Source organism: Flavobacterium anhuiense, assembly GCF_050990855.1.
In the GTDB taxonomy this organism is placed as follows: domain Bacteria; phylum Bacteroidota; class Bacteroidia; order Flavobacteriales; family Flavobacteriaceae; genus Flavobacterium; species Flavobacterium anhuiense_C.
The window spans coordinates 4,711,842-4,734,271 of record NZ_CP158861.1 but is presented as its reverse complement, the minus strand read 5'-3'; the positions used below and the strand labels follow the sequence as shown (position 1 = coordinate 4,734,271).

Sequence of the window (22,430 nt, the reverse complement as noted above, 5' to 3'; positions counted from 1 at the left end):
AGTTAGAATGTTAACAGAAATAAAAAAAAGAAAAGGTTTAAAATATCTTTTGTAAATTAGAACTTAATTAAAAAAATAACCTGTAGTTCAGGTTTTTAAATTTGCTGCTTATGAAAAATCTTATTTTAATTCGTCATGCCAAATCTAGTTGGGAAGCACCACTAAAAGATTTTGATCGTCCTCTAATGAAAAGAGGAATTCTAGATGCGCACGACGTTTCTTTAAATATTTCACAGTATCTTCCGAAGACTTATATTATTTGGAGCAGTACGGCGGCAAGGGCGTTAGAAACTGCCTTAATTTTTGCCCAAAACATTTCTTACCCTATAGAAAGTATCGTTTTCAAAGACGAGTTATATACTTTTGATGACCACCAACTCGAAAAAGTTATCAAATCGTGTGATAATAGTTTTGAAAGCGTTATTCTTTTTGGACATAACGAGGCTATTACAAATTTTGTTAATAAATTTGGGGATGTTTTTATAGAAAATGTTCCAACTTCAGGCTTTGTATCATTACAATTTGATACCGATAGCTGGGACACGATCCATAAGGGCAAAACACATAAAACTATTTTCCCCAAAGATTTAAAATAATAACAGTGTACGAACAGAAATATATCGATAGAGAAAAAAGCTGGTTAGCGTTTAATGCAAGAGTACTTCAAGAAGCTGCAGATAGTACAGTGCCACTTTTAGACAGACTGCGTTTTGTTGGAATTTTTTCAAACAATTTAGACGAATTTTTTAGAGTTCGGTACGCGGCCATTCGACGATTAAGCCTCTCAGGTATTTCTGGAGAAAAATATTTAGGCGGTATTTCTGCTCACCAATTAATTAAAGATATTACGGAGATTGTTATTCAACAGCAATCTGAAAGTTTGCGTATTCTTGGAAATATTGAAGCAGAGCTAGAATCTGAAAATATCTTTATTATTAATGAAACACAAATTACCCCAAAGCAAGAGTGTTTCTTAAAAGACTTTTATACCCAAAAATTAAGTCCAGAATTGGTTACGATTATCTTAAATGATCTTGCCGTTTTTCCAATTCTTAAAGATACTTTAGGTTATTTGGCAGTTCGTTTAGAATTGGCAAACGATGAGGTTCGTTATGCCTTAATTGAAATTCCGAAAAACATCAATAGGTTTGTCGTTCTTCCTTCTGAAGACGAAAAACAATACGTGATTTTAATTGACGATGTTATTCGTTTTAAACTGAAAAACATCTTTAATATATTTGATTACAAGAGCGTTTCTGCTCACATGATCAAAATTACCCGCGATGCGCAATTGGATATAGACAGCGATTTGAGTAAAAGTATGCTTGAAAAAATCGCTTCTTCTGTAAAAGATCGTCGTATTGGAGAACCTGTTCGTTTTATTTATGACAATTTAATTGAAGAAGACACCCTGCAGTTTTTCTTAGATAAAATGAAAATCGTAGAAACAGATAGTATAATTCCTGGAGGAAGATACCATAATCGTCGCGATTATATGAGTTTTCCAAACCTTGGCAGATACGATTTGTTGTATAAGCCAAATGAGCCTATGCCGGTTCCAGGTTTAAGCTTGGAAGGAAGTATTTTAGAAAAAATCAGTAAAAAAGACTATTTAGTTCACGCGCCATATCAGTCGTTTTCTTATTTGACTAAATTTTTGCGTGAAGCCGCTTTAGATCCAAAAGTAACAAGCATCAAAATAACTTTATACCGTTTAGCTAAAAATTCGCAAGTAATTAGCTCGTTAATAAATGCTGCTAAAAACGGTAAAAGAGTAGTGGTGCAAATCGAACTTCAAGCCCGTTTTGATGAAGCTTCAAATATTTCGTATGCAGAACAAATGCAGATGGAAGGAATTGAACTTATTTTTGGAATGAAAGGTCTTAAAGTACACAGTAAAATCTGCGTAATTGAAAGATTGGAAGAGGGTAAAAACCGTCGTTACGGATTTATTTCAACAGGAAACTTCAACGAATCGACAGCAAAAATTTATACAGACGTAACACTTCTCACTTGCCATCAAGGAATATTAAAAGACACCTCAAAAATATTTGAGTTTTTTGATATCAATTATAGAGTGCATAGGTATAAGCATTTAATTGTTTCTCCTCATTATACAAGAACCAAATTTATAAAACTGATTGATCGTGAGATTCTTCATGCGCTTGCAGGAAGAAAAACACACATTAAGTTGAAAATGAATAGTTTATCCGATTTTAAAATGATCGATAAATTATACGAAGCAAGCAACGCAGGAGTCAAAATTCAGCTTCAAGTAAGAGGAATTTGCTCTTTAATTCCGGGGATTCCAGGAATGAGCGAAAATATCGAAGCCATCAGTATCGTAGATAATTATTTAGAACATTCAAGAGTTTATATTTTTGGAAATGCTGGTTTAACAGAAGTTTACATTTCGTCTGCCGATTTCATGACTAGAAATCTAGATGCAAGGGTAGAAGTAACCTGTCCAATTTATGATCTTGAAATCAAGAAAGAACTAATCGATAACTTTAATATTGGCTGGAAAGGAAATGTAAAAGTGAGATACCATTCTTATAAATTGGATAATAAATATAAGCCGAAAAATCATCATGCCCCATTTAGAGCACAATTTGAGACCTATAGATATTATCAAAATAAAGTGGCAATAATAGATGAGGTTCCTCAAAAAGTAAATTAATAATAAAAACCAATTTCAAATCATAAAGTGAGCATGATTAATATTAGGAAGTTTGCAGCGATAGATATCGGTTCAAATGCCATGAGGCTTTTGATCGCTAACGTTGTGGAACAAGAAGGAAAAGAGCCGCAGTTTAATAAAAGTTCCCTTGTTCGTGTACCAATTCGTTTAGGGCAAGATGCCTTTACAGTTGGTGAAATTTCACCAGAAAATACAGATCGAATGGTAGATGCCATGAAAGCATTCAACCTTTTGATGAAAGTACATAAAGTAGAGCGTTATATGGCATTTGCAACTTCTGCAATGCGCGAAGCCTATAATGCAAAAGAAGTTGTGGCTTTAATTAAGAAAAAAGCCGATATTAAAATTGAGATTATCGACGGTAAAAAAGAAGCGGCAATTATTGCTTCAACCGATTTGCATCATTTAATCAAATCAGACGAAACATATCTTTTTGTAGATGTGGGAGGGGGGAGTACCGAGTTTACATTATTTTCTGATGGAAAAATGATAACATCAAGATCTTTCAAAGCAGGTACCGTTCGTTTGTTAAACAATATGGTGCACGATGTCGTTTGGGACGAAATCGAAAAATGGATTAAAACCAATACTGCCGATTATGACGAAGTAACATTGATAGGATCTGGAGGAAACATCAATAAATTGTTTAAAATGTCTGGAAAACAGCAAGAAAAACCGCTTTCATACATTTATGTTAATTCGCAATACGCTTTCTTAAATTCGTTGACATATGAACAGAGAATCGCCGAACTGGGTCTGAATTCTGACCGTGCCGACGTAATTATCCACGCAACTCGCATTTACTTAAATGCGATGAAATGGAGTGGCGCGCGCCAGATTTATGTTCCTAAAATCGGACTTTCAGATGGTATCGTAAAAGCGATGTATTACGGTAAAATTTAAATTTATATTTTGTTAAATGAATAAAGGCAGACTCGAAGCTTTTAGTGATGGTGTTTTGGCAATCATTATCACCATTATGATTTTGGAAATTAAAGCGCCTGAAGGGCATCAATTTGCAGATTTGAAACCGCTTATTCCTAAGTTTTTAAGTTATATTTTGAGTTTTATTTATGTTGGGATATACTGGAATAACCACCATTATTTGCTTCATAGTTTATCAAAAGTTAATGGGAAAATATTATGGAGCAATCTGCACTTTTTGTTTTGGCTGTCGTTAATTCCTGTTTCTACCGCATGGATGGGAGAACATAATTTTGAGAAGGCAGCAATGACAATGTATGGCGTTGTGTTGCTTCTTTCTGCAATCTCTTATATTATTTTGCAATATACTATCATGTGTAGTGAAGGGAATAATTCTGCTTTAAGAAAAGCACTTAACAAAGATTATAAAGGTAAAATCTCCTTAGTTTTATACGTAATCGGAATTGTTACCGCATTTTATAACCAATGGATTTCTGGAGCGGCTTATTTTACTGTGGCTATGTTATGGCTTATTCCAGATAAAAGAATTGGAAAAATCTTTGCATCAAATGAATAATTTATGAAATCGGTTTTTCAGTCCATTCAAGATTTCTCTGCCGACGAGTTAAATCTTTTAGATAATTTAATTACGTTTCGCACTTTAAAAAAAGGAGAGCTTTTATTGACGGAAAATCAGGTTTGCAACGAAATAGTTTTTATCGAAAAAGGAATTCTCCGTTCCTTTTTCGTTAATCATAAAGGTGATGAAATTACCAATTGTTTTGCTTTTGAAAATGAATTTATGGCCTCTTTTGCTAGTTTCATTACTGAAGAAAAAGCAGAAGAAAACATCCAAGCTTTAACCGATACAGAATTGCAGGTTCTAAATAGAAAAGCTCTTGAAAAATTGTATCAATCAGGATTTAATTGGCAAGAAACAGGCCGTAAATTGACCGAATTAGAATTTGTAAATCTGCATAAAAGAATGGTTTCTTTTCAGAAACTGTCAGGCGCAGAACGTTACCAAGAATTGTATCAAAATCATCAAAAATACATACAGCTAATTCCTTTGCAATATCTAGCGTCTTATTTAGGAATTACACCAAGACATTTAAGCCGAATTAGAAAAGCTGTTGTGTGAAATTTTTGCTCTCGCAGATTTCGCAGATAGCGGAGATTTTTTTTCGGCTTTAACTATGTGTTCAAATCTAGATTTGTTTTACGCTCTTTGTAAGAGAAGAAAATATATGTTTCTATGTGTTTAAATTTTTGCAGAAGCATTTTGAAATGATTTGAGGATATTAAAATCTGCTAAAATCTATTACAACTCTGAAAATCTGCACAATCTGCCGAATCTGCGAGAGAAAATTCAGGATTTAGTAAAGTAAGATTTAGGTAGATTTATAGACATTTGTCCAGTAAAAGAAAATGTACTAATAGTATTTTTGAAAAAACTTCGATATGAAAAAAATACTGATTATAAACGGACATCCAAACGCAGAAAGCTTCAATTTCGCCCTTGCAGAAGCTTATAAGAATGGTGCTGTCAATTCTGTCGTTCAAGTAGAAACTATTACAATTGCTAATTTGAACTTTAATCCCAATCTTAAATTTGGTTATCAAAAACGCACAGATTTAGAGCCAGATTTATTAGAATCGTGGGAGAAAATAAAAAGAGCCAATCACTTAGTTTGGATTCATCCGGTTTGGTGGGGCGGACTTCCAGCCATAACAAAAGGATTTATAGATCGATTATTTTTGCCCGGAATGGCTTTTCAATATCGCGAAAATTCTGTTTGGTGGGATAAATTACTAAAAGGAAAAACAGCTCATATTATTACAACACTAGATCAGCCAAGCTGGTATTATAGATTATTTTATAGCAGACCAAGCGTCAATCAATTAAAGAAATCGACTTTAGAATTCTGCGGTATAAAACCTGTAAAAGTGAGTTATGTCGGAATTATAAAAGGCTCAAACGAAGAACAAAGAAAAAAATGGCTCGAAAAAGTCTATGCTTTTGGACTTAAAAACAAATAATATTTCGCCATAAATTACTCAAATTTGGACAAAATAGTAAAGAAAAATTAGTGAGAATTAGTGAAATTAGTGGCAGAAACAAAAAAATTAAAGATTTAGATCCAATCCAAATGTAGTACGCAAAAGTTCAATGTTTGGATTGATTTCTAAGAAACGATTGTATCGATCTTGATCGTTAAAAGCTCTTACGGTTTTAATTTCTTCGTTTACAATTACTTCAATCGTAATGTCATGATTGTGTAAGTGGCCTTTTAGGTACCCTAACAAACCATTCATCTGACCTTCAAAATCCAATTTCGAACCTTCATTTGGAAGTTCGTACGAAATTGTTGTGCCATTCAAGACAGGATCACTAATCAATAGAATCGATTCCATAATCTTAAGACCCTTTTGGCCTAAACGTTCCGCATACTTGTTCCAATGCAAACGCATGTCGGTTTCGTTAAATTCTTCAGTAAGTAAAACAGTAGTAGGCTTAACGTATGTTTTGCTGCTGGCCTCCATTTCTTTTTTCTTGCGAATACTTGCCAAAGAAAAAGCAGAAACTTTTGGAGCACCACTCGTATCAGCTTTTGGTGTTTCTGGAGTTTGAACTTTAGGTGTTTCAGTAACTTGTTGTGGTTGAGAAACGACTGTTTTATTTTCAGTTACAGCTTGAGAAGTTTGATTTTCGGTTGCAACAGAACTTTCGACTTTCGACTTTTGACTTTCTACTTCAACAATAGAATACCCTCCGTTTTTAAAGTAAACGGGCGGAATTATGAATTGCTCAGCTTTTTTTTTTCTCCATCAAAGTTGATAGAGGCCAATTGCATCAAGCATAATTCAACTAAAAGTCGTTGATTCTGACTTAATTTGTATTTTAAATCGCAGTCGTTTGCAATGTCGATTCCTTTTAATAAAAATTCTTGTGAACATTTCTGAGATTGCGCTGCATACATTTGTTGCGCTTGTTCTCCAACTTCTAATAACGCAATAGTAGAAGGCGTTTTGCTTACCAATAAATCTCTAAAGTGAGAAGCTAAACCAGCAATAAAATGATGTCCGTCAAAACCTTTTGCTAGAATGTCATTGTAAGCTAATAAAAGCTTTGGAATTTCATTTTCTAAAAGTAAATCGGTAATCGAAATATATGTTTCGTAATCTAAAACGTTTAGGTTTTCGGTTACGGCTTGACGCGTTAAATTTGTTCCGCAGTACGAAACGACACGGTCAAAAATAGATAAAGCATCACGCATGGCACCATCTGCTTTTTGAGCAATAATGTGCAGTGCATCATCTTCAAAAACGATTCCTTGACTTTCAGCAACATCAGCCAAATGCTCTTTAGCATCTTTTACTGTAATTCTTTTAAAATCAAAAATCTGGCAACGAGATAAAATCGTTGGAAGGATTTTGTGTTTTTCTGTTGTTGCTAAAATGAATATAGCATGTTTTGGCGGTTCTTCTAATGTTTTAAGAAAAGCATTAAAAGCGGCCGAAGACAACATGTGGACCTCGTCAATGATATAGACTTTATATTGTCCTGTTTGTGGCGGGATTCGAACCTGATCAATTAAGCTACGAATATCATCAACTGAGTTGTTTGAAGCGGCGTCTAGCTCAAAAACGTTAAATGCAAAATCTTCAGTAGGATCGTCATATCCAGGTTGATTTATCTTTCGAGCCAAAATACGAGCGCAAGTAGTTTTTCCAACTCCACGCGGCCCTGTAAACAAAAGAGCAGAAGCCAAGTGATTGGTTTCTATGGCATTCAACAAAGTGTTGGTAATGGCTTTCTGCCCCACAACATCCTTAAAGGTCTGCGGGCGATATTTACGTGCCGATACTACAAATTGTTCCATGTTCTCTTTTATTGGATAGCAAATATATGACTTTTGTTTCGTTGTTTAAAACCGATTTTGCTTATTTGGCAAAATTCTTTTTCTTCAAAAAAATAAAGATTAAACTTAGCAATAATACGATGTTGACAATCAAAGAAATGATGATATATCTGCCATATGTTTCCAATTTTGTCTCTGTTTTTTCTTGATCAGAAATTTCTTTTCGTGATTTTTTGTAGATTCTTAATTTCTCTAATTGGTAAATCCAATCTTGTAAATTTCGATTTTCAAATTTCAGATCCCAAGCATAGAAAGTTAATGTTTTTATTTGATCATCTTTTTTTTGAGAGACGGCGATATCTGGTGGTGGAGGTACGGAGTTAGTACCATAAGGTTTAAATCCAGTACTTGGAGAACAACTACTCACTTCGATAGTTTTATCGTCATTAAAATAACCGTAAACAATCCAAAGTTGTTTTAGAGATGGAATATGAGAACAATTACCAGAATATTTTTGAGTAATGAACTGAGAATTATATTTTCCTTTAAAGAGTTCTATGATTCTAAAAGTATAAACTCTCTTTATTGAATCTACTTTTATAACTTCTCCGTAGAACACAATTTCATACTTTAACCCTATTTCTACCATGTTTTCTCGGTCAATTGGTTTGCAATCACAAGAAAAAGAATAATTAGGAAAGAAAATAATTGTAAAAAATAGAAGATAAGTAAACTTCATAAATTAGATTTTAAATACAATAATAACTAATTTTTTGTAATAAAAAATGCACTATTTTTAATCCAAAAATTAAAATGATATTTTAGAGAAAACAATTTGATCTTAATATTATTTGATATGAATACTAAATAATATACGACTTCAAAAATGAAAAAAAGAACAAGTAGTTTGTTGATTTTATGTGCTTTGGTTTTTTTTGGATGCAATAAAGGCACTAAAACTTTAGAGAAGACAAAAGCTGAAGATAAATATGTGGAAATGTTTCTTGTCAATAATAAAAAGCAAAAAACACTAACCTCTGAAATGATTGACAAAACATCTGATGAGTATTTAGAACAGATCATTTCAGATAACATTCTTGAATGGATTAGCGTGGATTATAATAATGAACTTTTAAGAGTTAAATCTTTGTCTAAAGGACAGCAAATGTTCTGGTCAACTTGGAAATTAGAAGGAGAAGTGAATAATGGCGGATTTAATCAGTTTTATTTTAACTCTGATGAAGAGTTTGGTCAAATGGCTGAAGATGGATTTCAAATAATTGGACTTAAACAATATGCTGATTTAACTCATGAGGCAAATCAGATTTATAAAGAAAATAAAGTTAGGTTGCAGCAATATGAAGACGGAACCGTGAAAAGTTTCAGTGAATCTTATGAAGATAATCCATTAAATAAAGTGGATGATAAATTTTATGATTTGCAGGAAAAGCAAGGAATTAGTGAGTTTAGAATTAAGTATATACGAAAACATAAAGAGCAATTTACTAAACTTGATTAAACTATTATGCAGCATTATCACTACGAAAACAACACTCTAAGATTACAAGTAAAAAAATCTCCATTTTTAGTTCGAGCAACCCTATTTTTAATCGCTTTTATGCTTTTTGTTTTACCAGTTGGTGGAACAATTTTCGGAATTGCTCTCGGAAGTGGTCTGCAAATTGGTTATTTTATAGCAATTGGAGTTTGTTCTCTTATAGGATTTTACACTTTACGAGTATCGTTATGGAATACTTACGGACAAGAAACTATTCAATTTTTAGAAAATAAAATTGTTTACGAAGCTAATTATGGATGGTTTAAAGACGGAAAAAAGGAAATATTAATTTCGAATCCAAGTTTTTATGCCGTGCCTGCTGGATATGAAGAAGATAATGAGGGTGTTTTGGTTATTGCTTCTAGTGATACTAAAGTTGAATCGGTTGTGAAAATGCCTTTAATTCAGGTAGAGGATTTAGTGATTACATTATCAAAGAAAAATTAATATTGAAGTTTTTATTTGGGCATGATCAATGAAAGTCTAATTTAACTGAAAAACATATAAAACTCACAGCAACATCATATAATCTTTTGATACTTAATCTCTTTAATTTTAAAAAAGTTAATTATTAAAAGAAAGTATTATGAAAATGAGATCCATTTTATTAGGAATGTGCCTTAGTGTTGCCTTCGTGTCATGTAAGCCTAGCGATGCTGAAATAGAACAAGCGATACAGGAAAAGCTTGGTGATGCAACAACAATTCAAGTTGCTGTACACGATGGAGTTGCAACGATTACAGGAACTTGTGAAGACGAAATTTTCAAGAAAAATATTGAAAAAAGCGTGAGAGCAACTAAAGGTGTAAAATCGGTGGTTAATACCTGCGAACTTGCCAGAGCCAATCAAGAACCTGCTGCAGCGACGGTTATTATTAATTCGGATGCTGAGTTAGACAAATCGATTCACAAAGTTGTAGATGCTTATGATGGAGTTAGTGCAACTGTTGTTGGTGGAGTTGTTACGCTGTCGGGAGAAATTAAGAGAGATAAACTCCAGCCTCTTATGCAAAGCATTCAGGAATTGAAACCTAAAAAAGTCGATAACAAATTAATCATAAAATAAGTTGTTATGAGTTTACAAGATAAATATAAAGAAGTAGCAGATTTAGCCTCTCAATTAGGAATTGAAAATCTGCAGATACGAGAACAGGATAATGTTTTATACATTGATGGAAAAGCAAAAACCGCAGCAGATAAAGACAAACTTTGGAAAGCTTACGAAAAAATAGATCCAGATTACAGATCTGCTGATGTTGTGATGAATATTGAAGTTGAAGAAGGCGTTTCGAGAGAATATACGGTTGAAAGAGGGGATTCTCTTTCGAAGATTGCAAAAGCGTACGGAGTTACATGGCAGGATATTTTCGAAGCCAATAAAGATGTTATTTCTAATCCTGATTTAATTCAGCCAGGTTGGAAGTTAAAAATACCTACAGTTTTATGACGTATTTAAAGTTGTAAAATGTATTTTATGTCATTCCGAAAAACCACGAAATTTGAGTTTTTCGGAATGACATAGATTATTGAATTGTTTTTTGTTCTCCTTTGTTTTTTATTTGATTTAAAAGATTTTTTCTTATGAAACTTATTGCCCTAGCCCTGATGGGAGCGGCATCCTTTTGTGGCGGGGTTCGACACAAAAGATACAGCGGACAGCAGGTTCCCGGCTTCTAACAATTATCTTCCTCTAATACTTAAATCAAATAAAAATTTTGCTGTTTCCTGATCTGAATCTGCCGAAAAGCCAGCAACATAGACTCCTTTTTTACCAGAAGTCGATTTAATTCCGTATACAACTGCCTCATCTGCTGGGTCCGAATTACCCTCGTATCGATACACATGTACAATTTCAAATTTCTCAGGATTTTTTTTAATCGCGTCTGCATTTCGATTAAAGTCGCACGTAAATCCTTTCTCATTCAATTGATCTAAAGCTTTTGAAACAGTTGCGTAATGATACATTCTTTTCATGATAAACTGAATTTAAATTATAGTTTTCTAAAGATAACTATTTTAAAATTAAAAAGTTATGATAAAATTCATAAAAAGAGAAATTTAAAATCATTATTGTTAGTTCTTAAATCGCTACTTTTGCAGCGCAGACCGCCTTATCGTCGCTCCGATTTTTCGGAGGGGAGGAAAGTCCGGACACCATAGAGAAGCATAGCGGGTAACGCCCGTCGGCTCTCTCGTTTTTTGGAACGAGAGAGTTAGGACAAGTGCAGCAGAAAGTATGTACAGGTAATGCTGTAGTGAAACCAGGTAAACTCTATGCGGTGAAATACCAAGTATATCGGCATTTAAGGGCTTCTCGTTCGTTGCCGAAGGGTAGGTAGATGGAGTCCAGCAGTAATGCTGGATCTAGATAAATGATAAGGTATTGTCTTATTGCAAAATAACACAAGAACAGAATCCGGCTTACAGGTCTGCATTTTTTATATATTTGTGAAACTATCTAACTTTTTTTCATGAATACTGTCGCTCCAAATTCTTCACAATCTAAAAAAAGTCTTTTTAGAACTGTTGTAACCAATCTTACTTTTTGGGTTTTAATTGCCATTATTTCGGGTGTTTTGCTAGGACATTTTTCGCCTGAAAATGGTGTGAAAATGGAGTTTTTGGGTAAAAAGTTCATCGAGTTAATCTCTCTTTTTATTGGTCCGATTATTTTTTTGACAATTGTTTTAGGAATTTCGGGAATGGGTAATTTAAAGAAAGTAGGAAGAATTGGCGTAAAAGCTTTGACTTATTTTGAAGTGGTTTCTACAGTTGCTTTGGCAATTGGAGTAACAGTAGCTTATATATTTAAGCCTGGAAAAATAGATAAATCGGGTTTGACTTTTGGCGATGCTAGCCAATATACAAATGGAGCAGCAAAGGATTTCTCGTGGTTGCAATTTTTCTTATCCAATTTTACGTTGCAGGTTTTACTGGCAGCAATTATTTGCGGAATTGCATTGAATTTTTATCAGAAAAGAGAGCAGACTATTTTGGTTCTAGAACGATTTTCAAAAGTGGTTTTCTTTGGTTTGAAATATGTAATGTATCTCGCGCCAATTGGTGCTTTTGGCGGAATGGCGTATACAATTGGAAAATTTGGTCTAGCAACTTTGATTCCGCTAGGAAAACTGATGCTTTGCGTGTATTTGACCATGGCGCTTTTTGTCTTTTTGATTTTAGGAAGTATTTTGAGATATTATAAAATAAGCATTCTTTCGATTTTAAAATATATTAAGGAAGAGCTTTTATTGGTTTTAGGAACTTCGTCGTCTGAAGCGGCTTTGCCAAGTATCATGGTCAAATTGGAAAGAATGGGCTGCAGTAAATCGGTTGTGGGATTGGTGATTCCAACGGGGTATTCTTTTAATCTCGACGGAACTTCGATTTACCTTTCAATGTCGGTATTGTTTATCGCGCAATTGTATGATGTGCATTTAAGTTTCTTCGAAATTATGACCGTTATCGGAATTTTAATGATTACTTCGAAGGGAGCAGCTGGCGTAACGGGTAGCGGATTTATAGTTTTGGCCTCAACTTTAACGGCTTTACATAAAATTCCAGTTGAAGGATTAGCGTTTTTATTGGGGGTAGATAAATTTATGAGCGAAGCCAGAGCGATTACCAATCTTATAGGTAACACAGTCGCAACGATAATAATTTCAAAAACAGAAAGAGATTTTACTGAGCTGGATTTGAGTAACCGAGTAACCGAGTAACAGAGTTACAAAGCTGCAAAGTTTTTAAATTCTTTGTCGCTTTGTAACTCTTTCACTTTGTTGCTTAAAATTATGATTCGTCTTTTGTAGTTCGTACCAAACTAATACCCGACATGAAAAAGACAATTCCTAATATTCCGTAAATAATAAGTGATTTTATATCTCTGGTTTCTCCAGACGTTCCAGCAAAAATAACTGCTGTATAAATAAGTCCTATAATTCCGAGGACTGTTAGCAGTCCGCCGAAAAATCTTTTTAGGTTCATGATTGTTAGATTTAAAAGTTCTCTAACAAATTTAAATTTTGATAAGTTAATTGTTGTTATACAATTGTTTATGGAAATTATATGATTTGCAGGAGTTTATTTTTCTATTTTAAATTCTAATCCAATATTTCGAACACTTTCTATTTTTATTTTCGGATCTGAGTTGAAATATTTTCGCAATCTGCTAATAAAAACATCCATACTTCTTCCAGAAAAATAATCGTCTTTTTTCCAAACCGACATTAAAATTTGGTCTCTTTTTAATAGCTGATTATGATTGAGATACAAATATTCAATAAGAGCAGCTTCCATTTCTGTAAGCTGCTGAACATGGTTTTTATTATTGAGCGTTAAACGTTCGTTATCAAAAATATACGAACCAATTTCGATTGTATTATTTCCGTCAAGACTTCTTTTTTGCTCAATTCTTTTTAAGATATTCTGCAAACGCAGCACCAATTCGTCAACTTCAAAAGGTTTCGCAATGTAGTCGTCTGCGCCTAATTTCAAGCCAATGATTTTGTCTTCTTTTAGTTTCCTTGCTGTTAGAAAAATAAAAGGAATTTCAGGATTGATGGCAATTATTTTTTCAGCCAATGAAAATCCGTCCATTTTAGGCATCATCACATCAAAAATGCAAATATCAAAAGACTGATTTTTAAAATAATCCAAAGCTATTTCGCCGTTTTCTGCCCAGATTACTTCAAACTGATGCAGTTCTAGATATTGTTTTAAAATCGCCGCAAAGTCAAAATCGTCTTCGGCTAAAAGTAATCTTTTCAAAATAAGGGAATTAAACTTTTAATAAAATAGTAAACTGAGTTCCTTTTCCTAAATCGCTAATCACGCTTACAGAACCCTGATGCGCTTTTACAATTTGGTCTACATAATACAAGCCTAAACCTAAACCTTTTGTATTGTGCAGGTTTCCTTGTTCTACACGATAAAACTTCTCAAAAAGAAAGGCCTGTTTGTTTTTAGCAATCCCGATTCCGTCATCTTCAAAACTGATTGAGAATTGTTTTTCGATAATTTTTGTATTTATGGTAATCGTATTAGAACCATATTTTACAGCATTTTCTAGAACATTTAAGAAAGCGGTGGTCAAATGAAATTTATCTAAAACCAAAATCGTTTTTTCGGTCTGAAAATTGGTTTTAAGATTGATTTTTGGAAAAGTAATTTTAAAATCGTTTACAATAGAAAGGAGAAAATCTTCGGCTTCTATTTTTTCTTTTTGCAATTCAATTTCGTTTTCGGCTAGCGAGTTTGCCATAACCTGATCAATCAAATTTTGAAGACGATTGTTCTGGCGTGAAATAGTATTTACAATCGAATTGAAATTTTCGTCGTTGTCACGAATGCTAGGCTGTGCTAAAATCTTAGTCGAAATTCCTAACGTGGCCAAAGGCGTTTTTAGTTCATGTGTGATATTATTGATAAAATCGGTTTTTACATCGCTTACTTTTTTCTGTTTAATTAAAGCTTTAATTGCAATAACAAATAGGCTGACTAAGGTTGCAATTGAAAACAAGGAAAGAATCAAGATAAATGTCATTCGTCTTAAAATAATCATTTCCCAATCAATTACAGAGACGTACATCGAATCTTCTGTCAATAATCGATATTCTTCATTTTCAAAAGTTCCGTTTGTTGTGTCAACATAATTTCGGACTAAAAAAGCATGATTTAATGAAGCTAGATTTCCGTATAATTTGTTTTGTATAAAAGGCTTTTCAGAAAAAATAGTATCGGTTTTTTGTGCGTTTTTGTAAAGAATAAATTTGTTTAGAACAATGGCAAAATCAATTTTAAAATCGGGCAAATCTCTTTCGAACTTTCTTTGAATTTTTTGTGTAATCGCGCTCTGAAATGCTGTTTTCAAAACACCATTTTTAATATCCAATTTGCTATTTTTTCCTTTCATGTAATTTTCTGAAAGGCTTTTGTAAAGCGCTTCTTTTCTGGAAACCAAAGCCGAATCGATATCACTGTAATCATTTGTGATGGCGCCAATTTCGTTTTTAATCTGCGTATGAAACTGCGCCACTTTATATTCATAAGCCGTCTTTACCAAATAACATTGCACCGTCATAAGCACAATTAGCGCTACGACAGAAAATGCGATTAATAAATTGATTCTTTGTTTCATATTAGTTTAAAATGCGGTTTCAAAAATACAGCTTTTAAGAAACAAATAGCAGATTAACCTTGCATTAACCTACGATTAACTTTCAGAATTGAGTTTTCAAAGCATTTTTGCAGCAACTGTAACCAATTTTAATTTTAAAATGAATTTATACCTGCCCGTAAAACTACTTATAACGTTTTTACTTTTTTGTCTTTCGTTTATGGCAAATGCCCAAAATGAAACTCCAAAAGATTCGATTTCAAATGAATTAAACGAAGTTGTGATTAGTAAAGAGAAAAAAACGATAACCAACTCAAACGGAAATATAAAAGTAGAGGTTGCCAATTCGGTTTACAGCTCCATTCCAAACCCGATTGATTTGCTTTCAAAATTGCCGACGGTTCAAATAAGCAGCGATCGTGAAAGTATTTCAATTGTCGGAAAAGGAAATCCGCTGATTTATATTGATGGTCAAAGAGGAACAATGAACGATTTAAACGTTTTATCAGTTGCAGATATTAAAACCATAGAAATCATTAAAAATCCTTCTTCTAAATATGAAGCTGAAGGTCGCGCTGTGATTTTAATTACGAGAAAACTGAGCAAAAAGGATAGTTTTAAAACTGAAATTTCTGAAGTAGCTTCATTTAAAAGAAACTATAATAATTATTTAGGTTTTAACTCCAGCTTTAAAAAAGATAAACTAGAATGGAAAGCTAATTTCAATTACAATCGCCGTAATCCTTGGGAAAACCATAGCATAGAATATAAGATTCCTCAAGCAAATATTGTTTCAGATTATGATGTTACAGCGGTTTCAAAAGTTAAGGATTATATTTTTGGTGCAGGTTTATTTTATAAAATTAATGATGAAGATTATTTGTCTCTTAATATAAATGGTAAAATGCGAAACGATACTTTTGATATCAACACATTTACTTTTAACCAAAACCAGAATGAAATAAATAATGTTTTTACTTTCAGTGATAATACAAGTTCAAAGAATTTTATTAATTCATTTGTGAATTATTCGAAAAAAATAAAAGCCATCAACACTAAAATGTTTATTGGTTTTCAAGGCTCCAATTTTAATCAGCACTTATGGAGTTTGGTGCAAAATAACTACAATGATACCGAACTGGAATTATCTCAAAATAGAGATCAGAAGTTTAATGTTGATGTTTTTTCTGGGAGAATAGATTTAGAAAAGAAGTTTAACAATCAAATGATTTGGGAGTACGGCGGACTTTATTCGGCCGCAAAATCCAAATCTGATTATGATGTTTTTGATTACAGCAAAAATGAAAACCCAACTTTCGTCTATCATTTTAAAGAAGCCAATACTGCAGCATATTCGCAACTTTCAGGAAAAATTAAAAAGGTCGATTTTTCAATAGGGCTTAGGGTTGAAAACACCAATGTCAATGGAAAATACAGTACAGAAAGCACTGCTTTAATAGATAAAAATTACACCAATTTATTTCCTAAGGTTCAGTTTTCATTTCCAATAGACAGTACAAAAAACCTTAGTTTTGATTATTCTAAAAGTATTTCTAGACCGAATTACTCTGCATTGAGTATGATTGCAACTTATATAAATCCTTATTTTATTTATGGAAGCAATATCAATTTAGGACCAACATTTGCAGATGTGGTTTCCGCTTCTTTTCAATATCATGATAAGTCTGTAAAATTGACATTGTACCAAAATAAAAATCCAATTTATCAAGATTTTGTATTTGATAATCAATCGAATGTGCTGACTTTTACGGAGAAAAACTTCCAAAAGGAATCTGGTTATAACGTGGAATTTACACTTCCGTTTACTTATAAATTTTGGACCAATACGAATTCATTAGTTTTTGCAACAAACAAAATCGAAGACAAATCGGCATTGTTTAATTCTTCAAAAACATATTTATATTATTACTCCAATAATACGTTTAACCTGCCAAAAGATTTTACATTCGTTTTATCATTTTGGGGAGCAACCAAACAGAAAGAAGGTGTTTTTGAACGAAATGCAAAATTGATTTTTGACCTGTCGCTAGCAAAAAAAATAAGTAAAAATTGGACTTGTACTTTAAATTACAATGATGTTTTTAAAAATACAATTTACACTGAGCGCTTTACAATCAATAATATAAGTTCGCGCGCAAGATATTTAGTCGACGCCAATGAGCTTTCTATCACGCTTCGTTATTCTTTTGGAAAAATTAAAGATTCTGAATACAAAGAAAAGAATGTGAACGAAAGCGAAAATAGGATTAGATAAAAGTTAAATTCCAATTCTTTTAAATTCCAAATTCCAACCCAAAAAGTGAAAATTCCAATAATAAAAATTCCAAATTCCAATTTCTACATCTGAGAAAAATTTGGAATTTGGAATTTGAGATTTTGATTTTAAAATTTGGAATTTGGAATTTCAAAAATTAAAATATTAAGAATTTTATCCTTCGTCTTCTTCAGATTCTTTTTTAGAAACATCATGTGGCAATTCTTCATCATCGTCTGTAGAATTAAGTTCGAAGAAACTGAAGTACGAACCGCCATAACTTTTCTGGAACGAAAAATTAATCATGTGATCTAGCTTCGTATATTTTGAATGTTCGATAATCATCATTCCGTCTTCTTCAAGTAGATCTCTTTCAAAAACCGTTAAAACAATTTTTTCAAAAGTTGTTTGGTCCAATCCGTAAGGAGGATCTGCAAAAATGATATCGTAAGTTGTTTTAGAATTTTCTAAAAATTTGAAAACATCGCTTTTGGTTGCTGCAATATCAAAATCAAATTCTGATGAAACTTGTTTGATAAATTTAACGCATCCAAAATCGCCATCAACTGAAGTAATTGGAGCACTTCCTCGTGAAGCAAATTCATAACTGATATTCCCTGTGCCCGAAAAAAGATCTAAAACCTTTAAACTGTCAAAATTAAAATGATTATTCAAAACATTAAATAATGCTTCTTTACTCATGTCAGTCGTTGGTCGTACAGGTAGATTTTTTGGCGGATTAATGCGTCGTCCTTTATATTTTCCTGAAATGATTCTCATGATTGAAATAAGATATAATGTTTTTGATTTTGAGCGGTTGTAAAACTATTTCTTTCTTGCAGTTTTGACACATCCATAAAAGAAATATGGCGCACATATTTGTATGCAATAGCATAAAATGGATCACTTTCTGTAATAGTTCCAAGAAGTTCTAGTTTAAAACTTTCCGGATTCATGCCCATTTGCTCGGCTGTAAATAAAATATAGTAGATAAAATCTTCTGGAGTGTTGTATTCGAACGAATTAAAAAGCAAAAGTTTTTGATTCTGAACAATTATAATTTCGAAATTACCTGGATTAAAATTGACGATCATTTTCTTATCGTCATTATTTCTGGAATTATCCAAAAGTTTTTCGACCAAAATGCTATTAGCGTGTTTATAGTCAAAAGAACCTACATTATCAATAAGGAAATTGTTGATGCTAACATGTGGAATATAAACAGAATTCATCTGATAATTAGGAATCTGATCAAAATTAAAATGATCCGTTTCAAATACTTTTGTAGTGTATTGCAGATAGCTTCCTAAATAATTTTCATCAAACAAAGCAGTCGGAACAAAAGTTGAAAGATTATTGCTATGAATAACCATTACTTCATCGTAAGTGTTTTTCAATTCGGGATTGTTTTTGAAAGCATCGTTGAACAAATCTTCAATTCTAGGTGTTTTGCCTGTAGTATCAAACTTTATTTCTTTAAAAGAAGTGATGATATTGTTTAAAGTATCAAAACAGCAATATGAAAATCCATTCAGAGAAACCTGAATCGATAGTTTTTTGTAATTTTTTGAAGTAATGTTAGTGTTTTGTAATGACATAGTTGATTTACAATTCGTTACCTGTTTTAAATCAAGAAAGAATTTAAGCGACCACAAACTTACAAATTAAAAAGGAACAATTATAATTGCAATTTCAAAAAACAATTTGGATTTAAGTTTAAAAGAAGGTTAAGAAAAAGTTTATTTAGTTGGAATTTAGTTGGTTATGTTGTTTGTTTTCTTAAGTGTTTTTAAACTTAGAATTTAAGGTTTGGAATTTGGAATTTGATTTTTGGAATTTAAAATTAAAAAAGCCGAACTTTGTATTTCAATATCACTTTATGAATTCTGCACAGTTTTACGGCACTTTACAAAAACGATTTCCTTTTGTTCCAACTTATAAACAGGACATTTTTTTTCAGAAAATTGCAATTTTCCTAACCGAACCTCAAAACGACACGATTTTCGTTTTAAAAGGATATGCCGGAACGGGAAAAACTACCGTTATTTCTACTATTGTCAATAATCTTGGCGACATTAATAAAAAATATGTTTTGTTGGCGCCAACGGGGCGTGCGGCAAAAGTAATTGCCAATTATTCGAATAATCCGGCCTTTACAATTCATAAAAAAATCTATTTCCCGAAGAAATCTTCTGGCGGCGGAGTAGCTTTTACCAAACAAGTCAACAAACATAAAAACACCATTTTTATCGTCGATGAAGCTTCGATGATTTCAGATAGTACACTTGATAGCGGTTCGCTTCTTGATGATTTGATTAATTATGTGTATTCGGGAAACAATTGTAAAATGATTCTTTTGGGAGATACGGCACAGCTTCCGCCAGTAAATTTAGATATTAGTCCCGCGCTTGATATTCAGACTTTGGGCATTCATTACGATAAAGAAATCGAACATATTGAGTTGGACGAAGTAATGCGTCAGGAAGAAAGTTCAGGAATTTTATACAATGCCACAGAATTACGTGAATTGCTGAAAGAGAGTTTTATAACCGAATTCAAATTTAATGTAAAGAAGTTTAAAGATATCGTTCGACTGACTGATGGTTACGATATTCAAGATGCCATAAATACAGCATACAGCAATTATAGTATAGAAGATACTGCTTTTATTGTTCGTTCTAATAAACGTGCCAATCAATATAACGAACAGATCAGAAGCCGAATTTTATTTAAAGAAAGCGAACTTTCGGTCGGAGATTTCTTGATGGTGGTGAAAAATAATTATTTCTGGCTAAAAGAAACAGACGAAGCTGGATTTATTGCCAACGGAGATATTATAGAGGTTTTAGAACTTTTCGGAATCAAAGAATTGTACGGATTTAAGTTTGCCAAAGTAAAAATCAGAATGGTCGATTATCCAGAGCAAAAGCCTTTTGAAACGGTTTTGATTTTGGATACTTTAACCAGCGAATCACCTTCTTTAACGTACGAAGAGTCAAATCGTTTGTACGAAGAAGTGATGAAAGATTATGAAGATGAACCGACTAAATACAAAAGATTTCAGAAGGTAAAAGAAAACGAATATTTCAACGGATTGCAGGTGAAATTCTCTTATGCGATAACATGTCATAAATCGCAAGGAGGGCAGTGGAATACGGTTTTTATCGAACAGCCGTACCTTCCAAACGGTATTGATACTGATTATATCAGATGGCTTTATACTGCTATGACACGTGCTAAAAATAAGCTATATTTGATAGGGTTTAAAGACGAGAGTTTTGAAGAATAGCTTATTCGCTGCTGCTTAAGTGATAGTGAATAGATGAAGTAATTCGTGAACTGTTTTGTTGTTTAAAATCAAGGCTTTGGCACAAATGTCGTTAAAATGTCACAAATAAACCGTTATCAAAATGAGCTTTTCAAAAGTAGTTTTGTCAAAACAATAAATCAAAATTGATCATGAACGAAATTGGAAAGAAAATTAAAGAAGTTAGAAAGAAAAAAGGCCTTTCTCAAGAAGAATTAGCTGAATATTCAAAAGTAAATTTGCGAACCATTCAGCGAATTGAAAACGACGAAAATGAACCGCGCGGTAAAACGCTAAGCCTAATATGTGATGTCCTAGATATTAATACGGAAGATATTCTGGATTATGGAAAATATGAAGACAAAAGCTATCTGATTGTTTTTCATCTTTCAGTAATAGTATTTCTCGCAATTCCTCTCGGAAATATTATTTTACCTCTTATTTTATGGGTAAACAAAAAAGATAAAATTATTGGACTGAAAGAAATCGGAGCAAATCTGCTTAATTTTCAAATAGTTTGGACAATTTTGGCGTTTGTCTCAATAGCAATTTTTGGTATTTCTAAAATCATGCACTATGGACAGTTTTCGATACTGCTTTATATTTTTATTGCATTGTATATTTTAAATATAGTTTTGCCCATAATTTTTGCAATTAAAACAAAGAACGAAAAGGCAGGGAAACTTTATCCCAATCTTATAAAAGTGATATCTTAAAATTTATTTTAAAAAGCTCTCTCCGAATAGTATATTTGTTTGATTTTAAAATTTCAAAATAATAAAATGAAAATAATAGCAGTAATTCCAGCAAGATACGCTTCAACACGTTTTCCGGCAAAACTAATGCAGGACTTAGGAGGAAAAACAATAATTCTTAGAACCTATGAAGCGGCAGTTTCGACAAAATTATTCGACGATGTTTTTGTAGTTACGGATTCTGATTTAATTTTTGACGAAATTGTTTCCAACGGCGGAAAAGCAATTATGAGCATCAAAGAACATGAATCTGGAAGCGATCGAATTGCAGAAGCTGTTGCAGATTTAGATGTTGATATTGTAGTAAACGTTCAAGGTGATGAACCTTTTACAGAAGCTGGTCCCTTAGAACAAGTTTTATCAGTTTTTAAAAACGATGCAGATAAAAAGATTGATTTGGCTTCGTTAATGCGTGAAATCAAAGATGAAGAAGAAATCAATAATCCGAATAATGTGAAAGTTGTGGTGGATCAATCGCAATTTGCCTTGTATTTTTCTCGTTCTGTGATTCCGTATCCAAGAGAGCAAAATGTTGGAGTACGATATTTTCAGCACATCGGAATTTATGCTTTTAGAAAACAAGCATTATTAGACTTCTACAGCCTTCCAATGAAATCTTTAGAAGCTTCTGAGAAGTTAGAGCAATTACGCTATTTAGAATTCGGAAAACGCATTAAAATGGTCGAAACCGCTCATGTGGGAATCGGAATCGATACGGCCGAAGATTTGGAAAGAGCGAAAGCGATGTTGAAGGATCTTTAGTTAATTGTTAATGGTTAATTGTTGATGGTTGATTGTTGATGGTAAACGATGATTTTGTAAATTTTTACGCAAGTAATATCACGCAATCTTGTCATTTCGACGAAGGAGAAATCGCACGCGGGATTCCGCAATGAGAAGAGAAAAGCTTTGTTGAGTTTCTAGTGCGATTT

The 22,430-nt window shown here is 32.7% G+C and carries 24 protein-coding genes and 1 other RNA gene; 16 read left to right on the top strand and 9 right to left on the bottom strand.

Annotated features, from left to right (window positions below; genetic code table 11):
* Window positions 1-110 precede the first annotated feature (110 nt).
* The 6 genes from ABTV69_RS20455 (at window position 111) to ABTV69_RS20430 (ending at window position 5,665) form a co-directional block, all read left to right on the top strand.
* Complete coding sequence (locus ABTV69_RS20455; protein WP_433832123.1) at window positions 111-596, top strand: SixA phosphatase family protein; 486 nt, start codon at window positions 111-113, stop codon at window positions 594-596.
* Window positions 597-601: 5 nt separating this feature from the next.
* The gene (ppk1, locus tag ABTV69_RS20450; RefSeq protein WP_433832121.1) at window positions 602-2,680 is read left to right on the top strand and encodes a polyphosphate kinase 1; all 2,079 of its coding nucleotides are present in this window, start codon (window positions 602-604) and stop codon (window positions 2,678-2,680) included.
* Between the two features lie 33 nt (window positions 2,681-2,713).
* Entirely contained in the window at window positions 2,714-3,604 is an 891-nt protein-coding gene (locus tag ABTV69_RS20445; RefSeq protein ID WP_433832119.1) for a Ppx/GppA phosphatase family protein, read from the top strand.
* A gap of 16 nt (window positions 3,605-3,620) precedes the next feature.
* Window positions 3,621-4,202 carry a TMEM175 family protein gene (locus ABTV69_RS20440; RefSeq protein ID WP_433832113.1) on the top strand — a complete coding sequence of 194 codons (582 nt, stop codon included), beginning with the start codon at window positions 3,621-3,623 and terminating at the stop codon, window positions 4,200-4,202.
* Between the two features lie 3 nt (window positions 4,203-4,205).
* Window positions 4,206-4,766 carry a Crp/Fnr family transcriptional regulator gene (locus ABTV69_RS20435; RefSeq protein ID WP_433832111.1) on the top strand — a complete coding sequence of 187 codons (561 nt, stop codon included), beginning with the start codon at window positions 4,206-4,208 and terminating at the stop codon, window positions 4,764-4,766.
* Between the two features lie 320 nt (window positions 4,767-5,086).
* The gene (locus tag ABTV69_RS20430; RefSeq protein ID WP_433832109.1) at window positions 5,087-5,665 is read left to right on the top strand and encodes an NAD(P)H-dependent oxidoreductase; all 579 of its coding nucleotides are present in this window, start codon (window positions 5,087-5,089) and stop codon (window positions 5,663-5,665) included.
* Between the two features lie 87 nt (window positions 5,666-5,752).
* Here ABTV69_RS20430 and ABTV69_RS20425 read toward each other — a convergent pair whose 3' ends face one another.
* From ABTV69_RS20425 to ABTV69_RS20415, 3 genes are all read right to left on the bottom strand, one after another.
* Window positions 5,753-6,169, bottom strand: a complete 417-nt coding sequence (locus ABTV69_RS20425; RefSeq protein ID WP_433832107.1) for a DNA polymerase III subunit gamma/tau — start codon at window positions 6,167-6,169, stop codon at window positions 5,753-5,755.
* 254 nt (window positions 6,170-6,423) lie between these two features.
* On the bottom strand, window positions 6,424-7,509 hold the full coding sequence (gene dnaX / locus ABTV69_RS20420; protein WP_379697708.1) for a DNA polymerase III subunit gamma/tau: 1,086 nt from the start codon (window positions 7,507-7,509) through the stop codon (window positions 6,424-6,426).
* A 61-nt stretch (window positions 7,510-7,570) separates the two neighbouring features.
* The gene (locus tag ABTV69_RS20415) at window positions 7,571-8,227 is read right to left on the bottom strand and encodes a hypothetical protein (RefSeq protein ID WP_433832105.1); all 657 of its coding nucleotides are present in this window, start codon (window positions 8,225-8,227) and stop codon (window positions 7,571-7,573) included.
* Window positions 8,228-8,374: 147 nt separating this feature from the next.
* Between ABTV69_RS20415 and ABTV69_RS20410 the strand changes: the two genes are divergently transcribed.
* The 4 genes from ABTV69_RS20410 (at window position 8,375) to ABTV69_RS20395 (ending at window position 10,493) form a co-directional block, all read left to right on the top strand.
* A complete protein-coding gene (locus tag ABTV69_RS20410; RefSeq protein WP_433832103.1) occupies window positions 8,375-9,007 on the top strand; it encodes a DMP19 family protein in 633 nt (210 codons plus the stop codon).
* A gap of 6 nt (window positions 9,008-9,013) precedes the next feature.
* Complete coding sequence (locus tag ABTV69_RS20405; protein ID WP_433832101.1) at window positions 9,014-9,493, top strand: hypothetical protein; 480 nt, start codon at window positions 9,014-9,016, stop codon at window positions 9,491-9,493.
* Window positions 9,494-9,632: 139 nt separating this feature from the next.
* Entirely contained in the window at window positions 9,633-10,112 is a 480-nt protein-coding gene (locus tag ABTV69_RS20400; protein ID WP_433832099.1) for a BON domain-containing protein, read from the top strand.
* A 6-nt stretch (window positions 10,113-10,118) separates the two neighbouring features.
* Complete coding sequence (locus ABTV69_RS20395; protein ID WP_433832097.1) at window positions 10,119-10,493, top strand: LysM peptidoglycan-binding domain-containing protein; 375 nt, start codon at window positions 10,119-10,121, stop codon at window positions 10,491-10,493.
* A gap of 233 nt (window positions 10,494-10,726) precedes the next feature.
* Here the strand turns inward: ABTV69_RS20395 and ABTV69_RS20390 are convergent, their stop codons facing one another.
* A complete protein-coding gene (locus ABTV69_RS20390) occupies window positions 10,727-11,020 on the bottom strand; it encodes a hypothetical protein (protein WP_111283442.1) in 294 nt (97 codons plus the stop codon).
* Between the two features lie 124 nt (window positions 11,021-11,144).
* On the opposite strand from ABTV69_RS20390, the gene rnpB reads away from it, so the two are divergent.
* Together rnpB and ABTV69_RS20380 are read left to right on the top strand one after the other, a co-directional pair.
* Window positions 11,145-11,486, top strand: an RNA gene (gene rnpB / locus ABTV69_RS20385) — RNase P RNA component class A.
* 31 nt (window positions 11,487-11,517) lie between these two features.
* Window positions 11,518-12,765, top strand: coding sequence for a cation:dicarboxylate symporter family transporter (locus ABTV69_RS20380; protein WP_433832095.1), 1,248 nt, complete (start codon window positions 11,518-11,520; stop codon window positions 12,763-12,765).
* A 70-nt stretch (window positions 12,766-12,835) separates the two neighbouring features.
* Here ABTV69_RS20380 and ABTV69_RS20375 read toward each other — a convergent pair whose 3' ends face one another.
* The 3 genes from ABTV69_RS20375 to ABTV69_RS20365 all read right to left on the bottom strand — a co-directional run bounded on the left by ABTV69_RS20375 (window position 12,836) and on the right by ABTV69_RS20365 (window position 15,182).
* Window positions 12,836-13,030 carry a hypothetical protein gene (locus tag ABTV69_RS20375; protein ID WP_433832093.1) on the bottom strand — a complete coding sequence of 65 codons (195 nt, stop codon included), beginning with the start codon at window positions 13,028-13,030 and terminating at the stop codon, window positions 12,836-12,838.
* A 96-nt stretch (window positions 13,031-13,126) separates the two neighbouring features.
* Window positions 13,127-13,813 (bottom strand): response regulator transcription factor, encoded by a 687-nt coding sequence (locus tag ABTV69_RS20370; RefSeq protein ID WP_433832091.1) that lies wholly within the window; start codon window positions 13,811-13,813, stop codon window positions 13,127-13,129.
* A gap of 10 nt (window positions 13,814-13,823) precedes the next feature.
* Window positions 13,824-15,182 carry a sensor histidine kinase gene (locus ABTV69_RS20365; RefSeq protein WP_433832089.1) on the bottom strand — a complete coding sequence of 453 codons (1,359 nt, stop codon included), beginning with the start codon at window positions 15,180-15,182 and terminating at the stop codon, window positions 13,824-13,826.
* A gap of 139 nt (window positions 15,183-15,321) precedes the next feature.
* Between ABTV69_RS20365 and ABTV69_RS20360 the strand changes: the two genes are divergently transcribed.
* Window positions 15,322-17,436 carry a TonB-dependent receptor domain-containing protein gene (locus ABTV69_RS20360; protein WP_433832087.1) on the top strand — a complete coding sequence of 705 codons (2,115 nt, stop codon included), beginning with the start codon at window positions 15,322-15,324 and terminating at the stop codon, window positions 17,434-17,436.
* 174 nt (window positions 17,437-17,610) lie between these two features.
* Here ABTV69_RS20360 and ABTV69_RS20355 read toward each other — a convergent pair whose 3' ends face one another.
* Window positions 17,611-18,216 (bottom strand): RsmD family RNA methyltransferase, encoded by a 606-nt coding sequence (locus ABTV69_RS20355; RefSeq protein WP_433832085.1) that lies wholly within the window; start codon window positions 18,214-18,216, stop codon window positions 17,611-17,613.
* On the bottom strand, window positions 18,213-19,034 hold the full coding sequence (locus tag ABTV69_RS20350; RefSeq protein WP_433832083.1) for a DUF3822 family protein: 822 nt from the start codon (window positions 19,032-19,034) through the stop codon (window positions 18,213-18,215). Before ABTV69_RS20350 ends, ABTV69_RS20355 begins: the two co-directional genes overlap by 4 nt.
* A 281-nt stretch (window positions 19,035-19,315) precedes the next feature.
* On the opposite strand from ABTV69_RS20350, the gene ABTV69_RS20345 reads away from it, so the two are divergent.
* The 3 genes from ABTV69_RS20345 (at window position 19,316) to kdsB (ending at window position 22,260) form a co-directional block, all read left to right on the top strand.
* Complete coding sequence (locus ABTV69_RS20345; RefSeq protein WP_433832081.1) at window positions 19,316-20,725, top strand: ATP-dependent DNA helicase; 1,410 nt, start codon at window positions 19,316-19,318, stop codon at window positions 20,723-20,725.
* A 170-nt stretch (window positions 20,726-20,895) separates the two neighbouring features.
* Window positions 20,896-21,459: a DUF4870 domain-containing protein gene (locus ABTV69_RS20340; protein WP_433832079.1), complete on the top strand. Its 564-nt coding sequence runs from the start codon at window positions 20,896-20,898 to the stop codon at window positions 21,457-21,459.
* Window positions 21,460-21,525: 66 nt separating this feature from the next.
* Window positions 21,526-22,260 carry a 3-deoxy-manno-octulosonate cytidylyltransferase gene (gene kdsB, locus ABTV69_RS20335; RefSeq protein WP_433832077.1) on the top strand — a complete coding sequence of 245 codons (735 nt, stop codon included), beginning with the start codon at window positions 21,526-21,528 and terminating at the stop codon, window positions 22,258-22,260.
* Window positions 22,261-22,430: the final 170 nt, after the last annotated feature.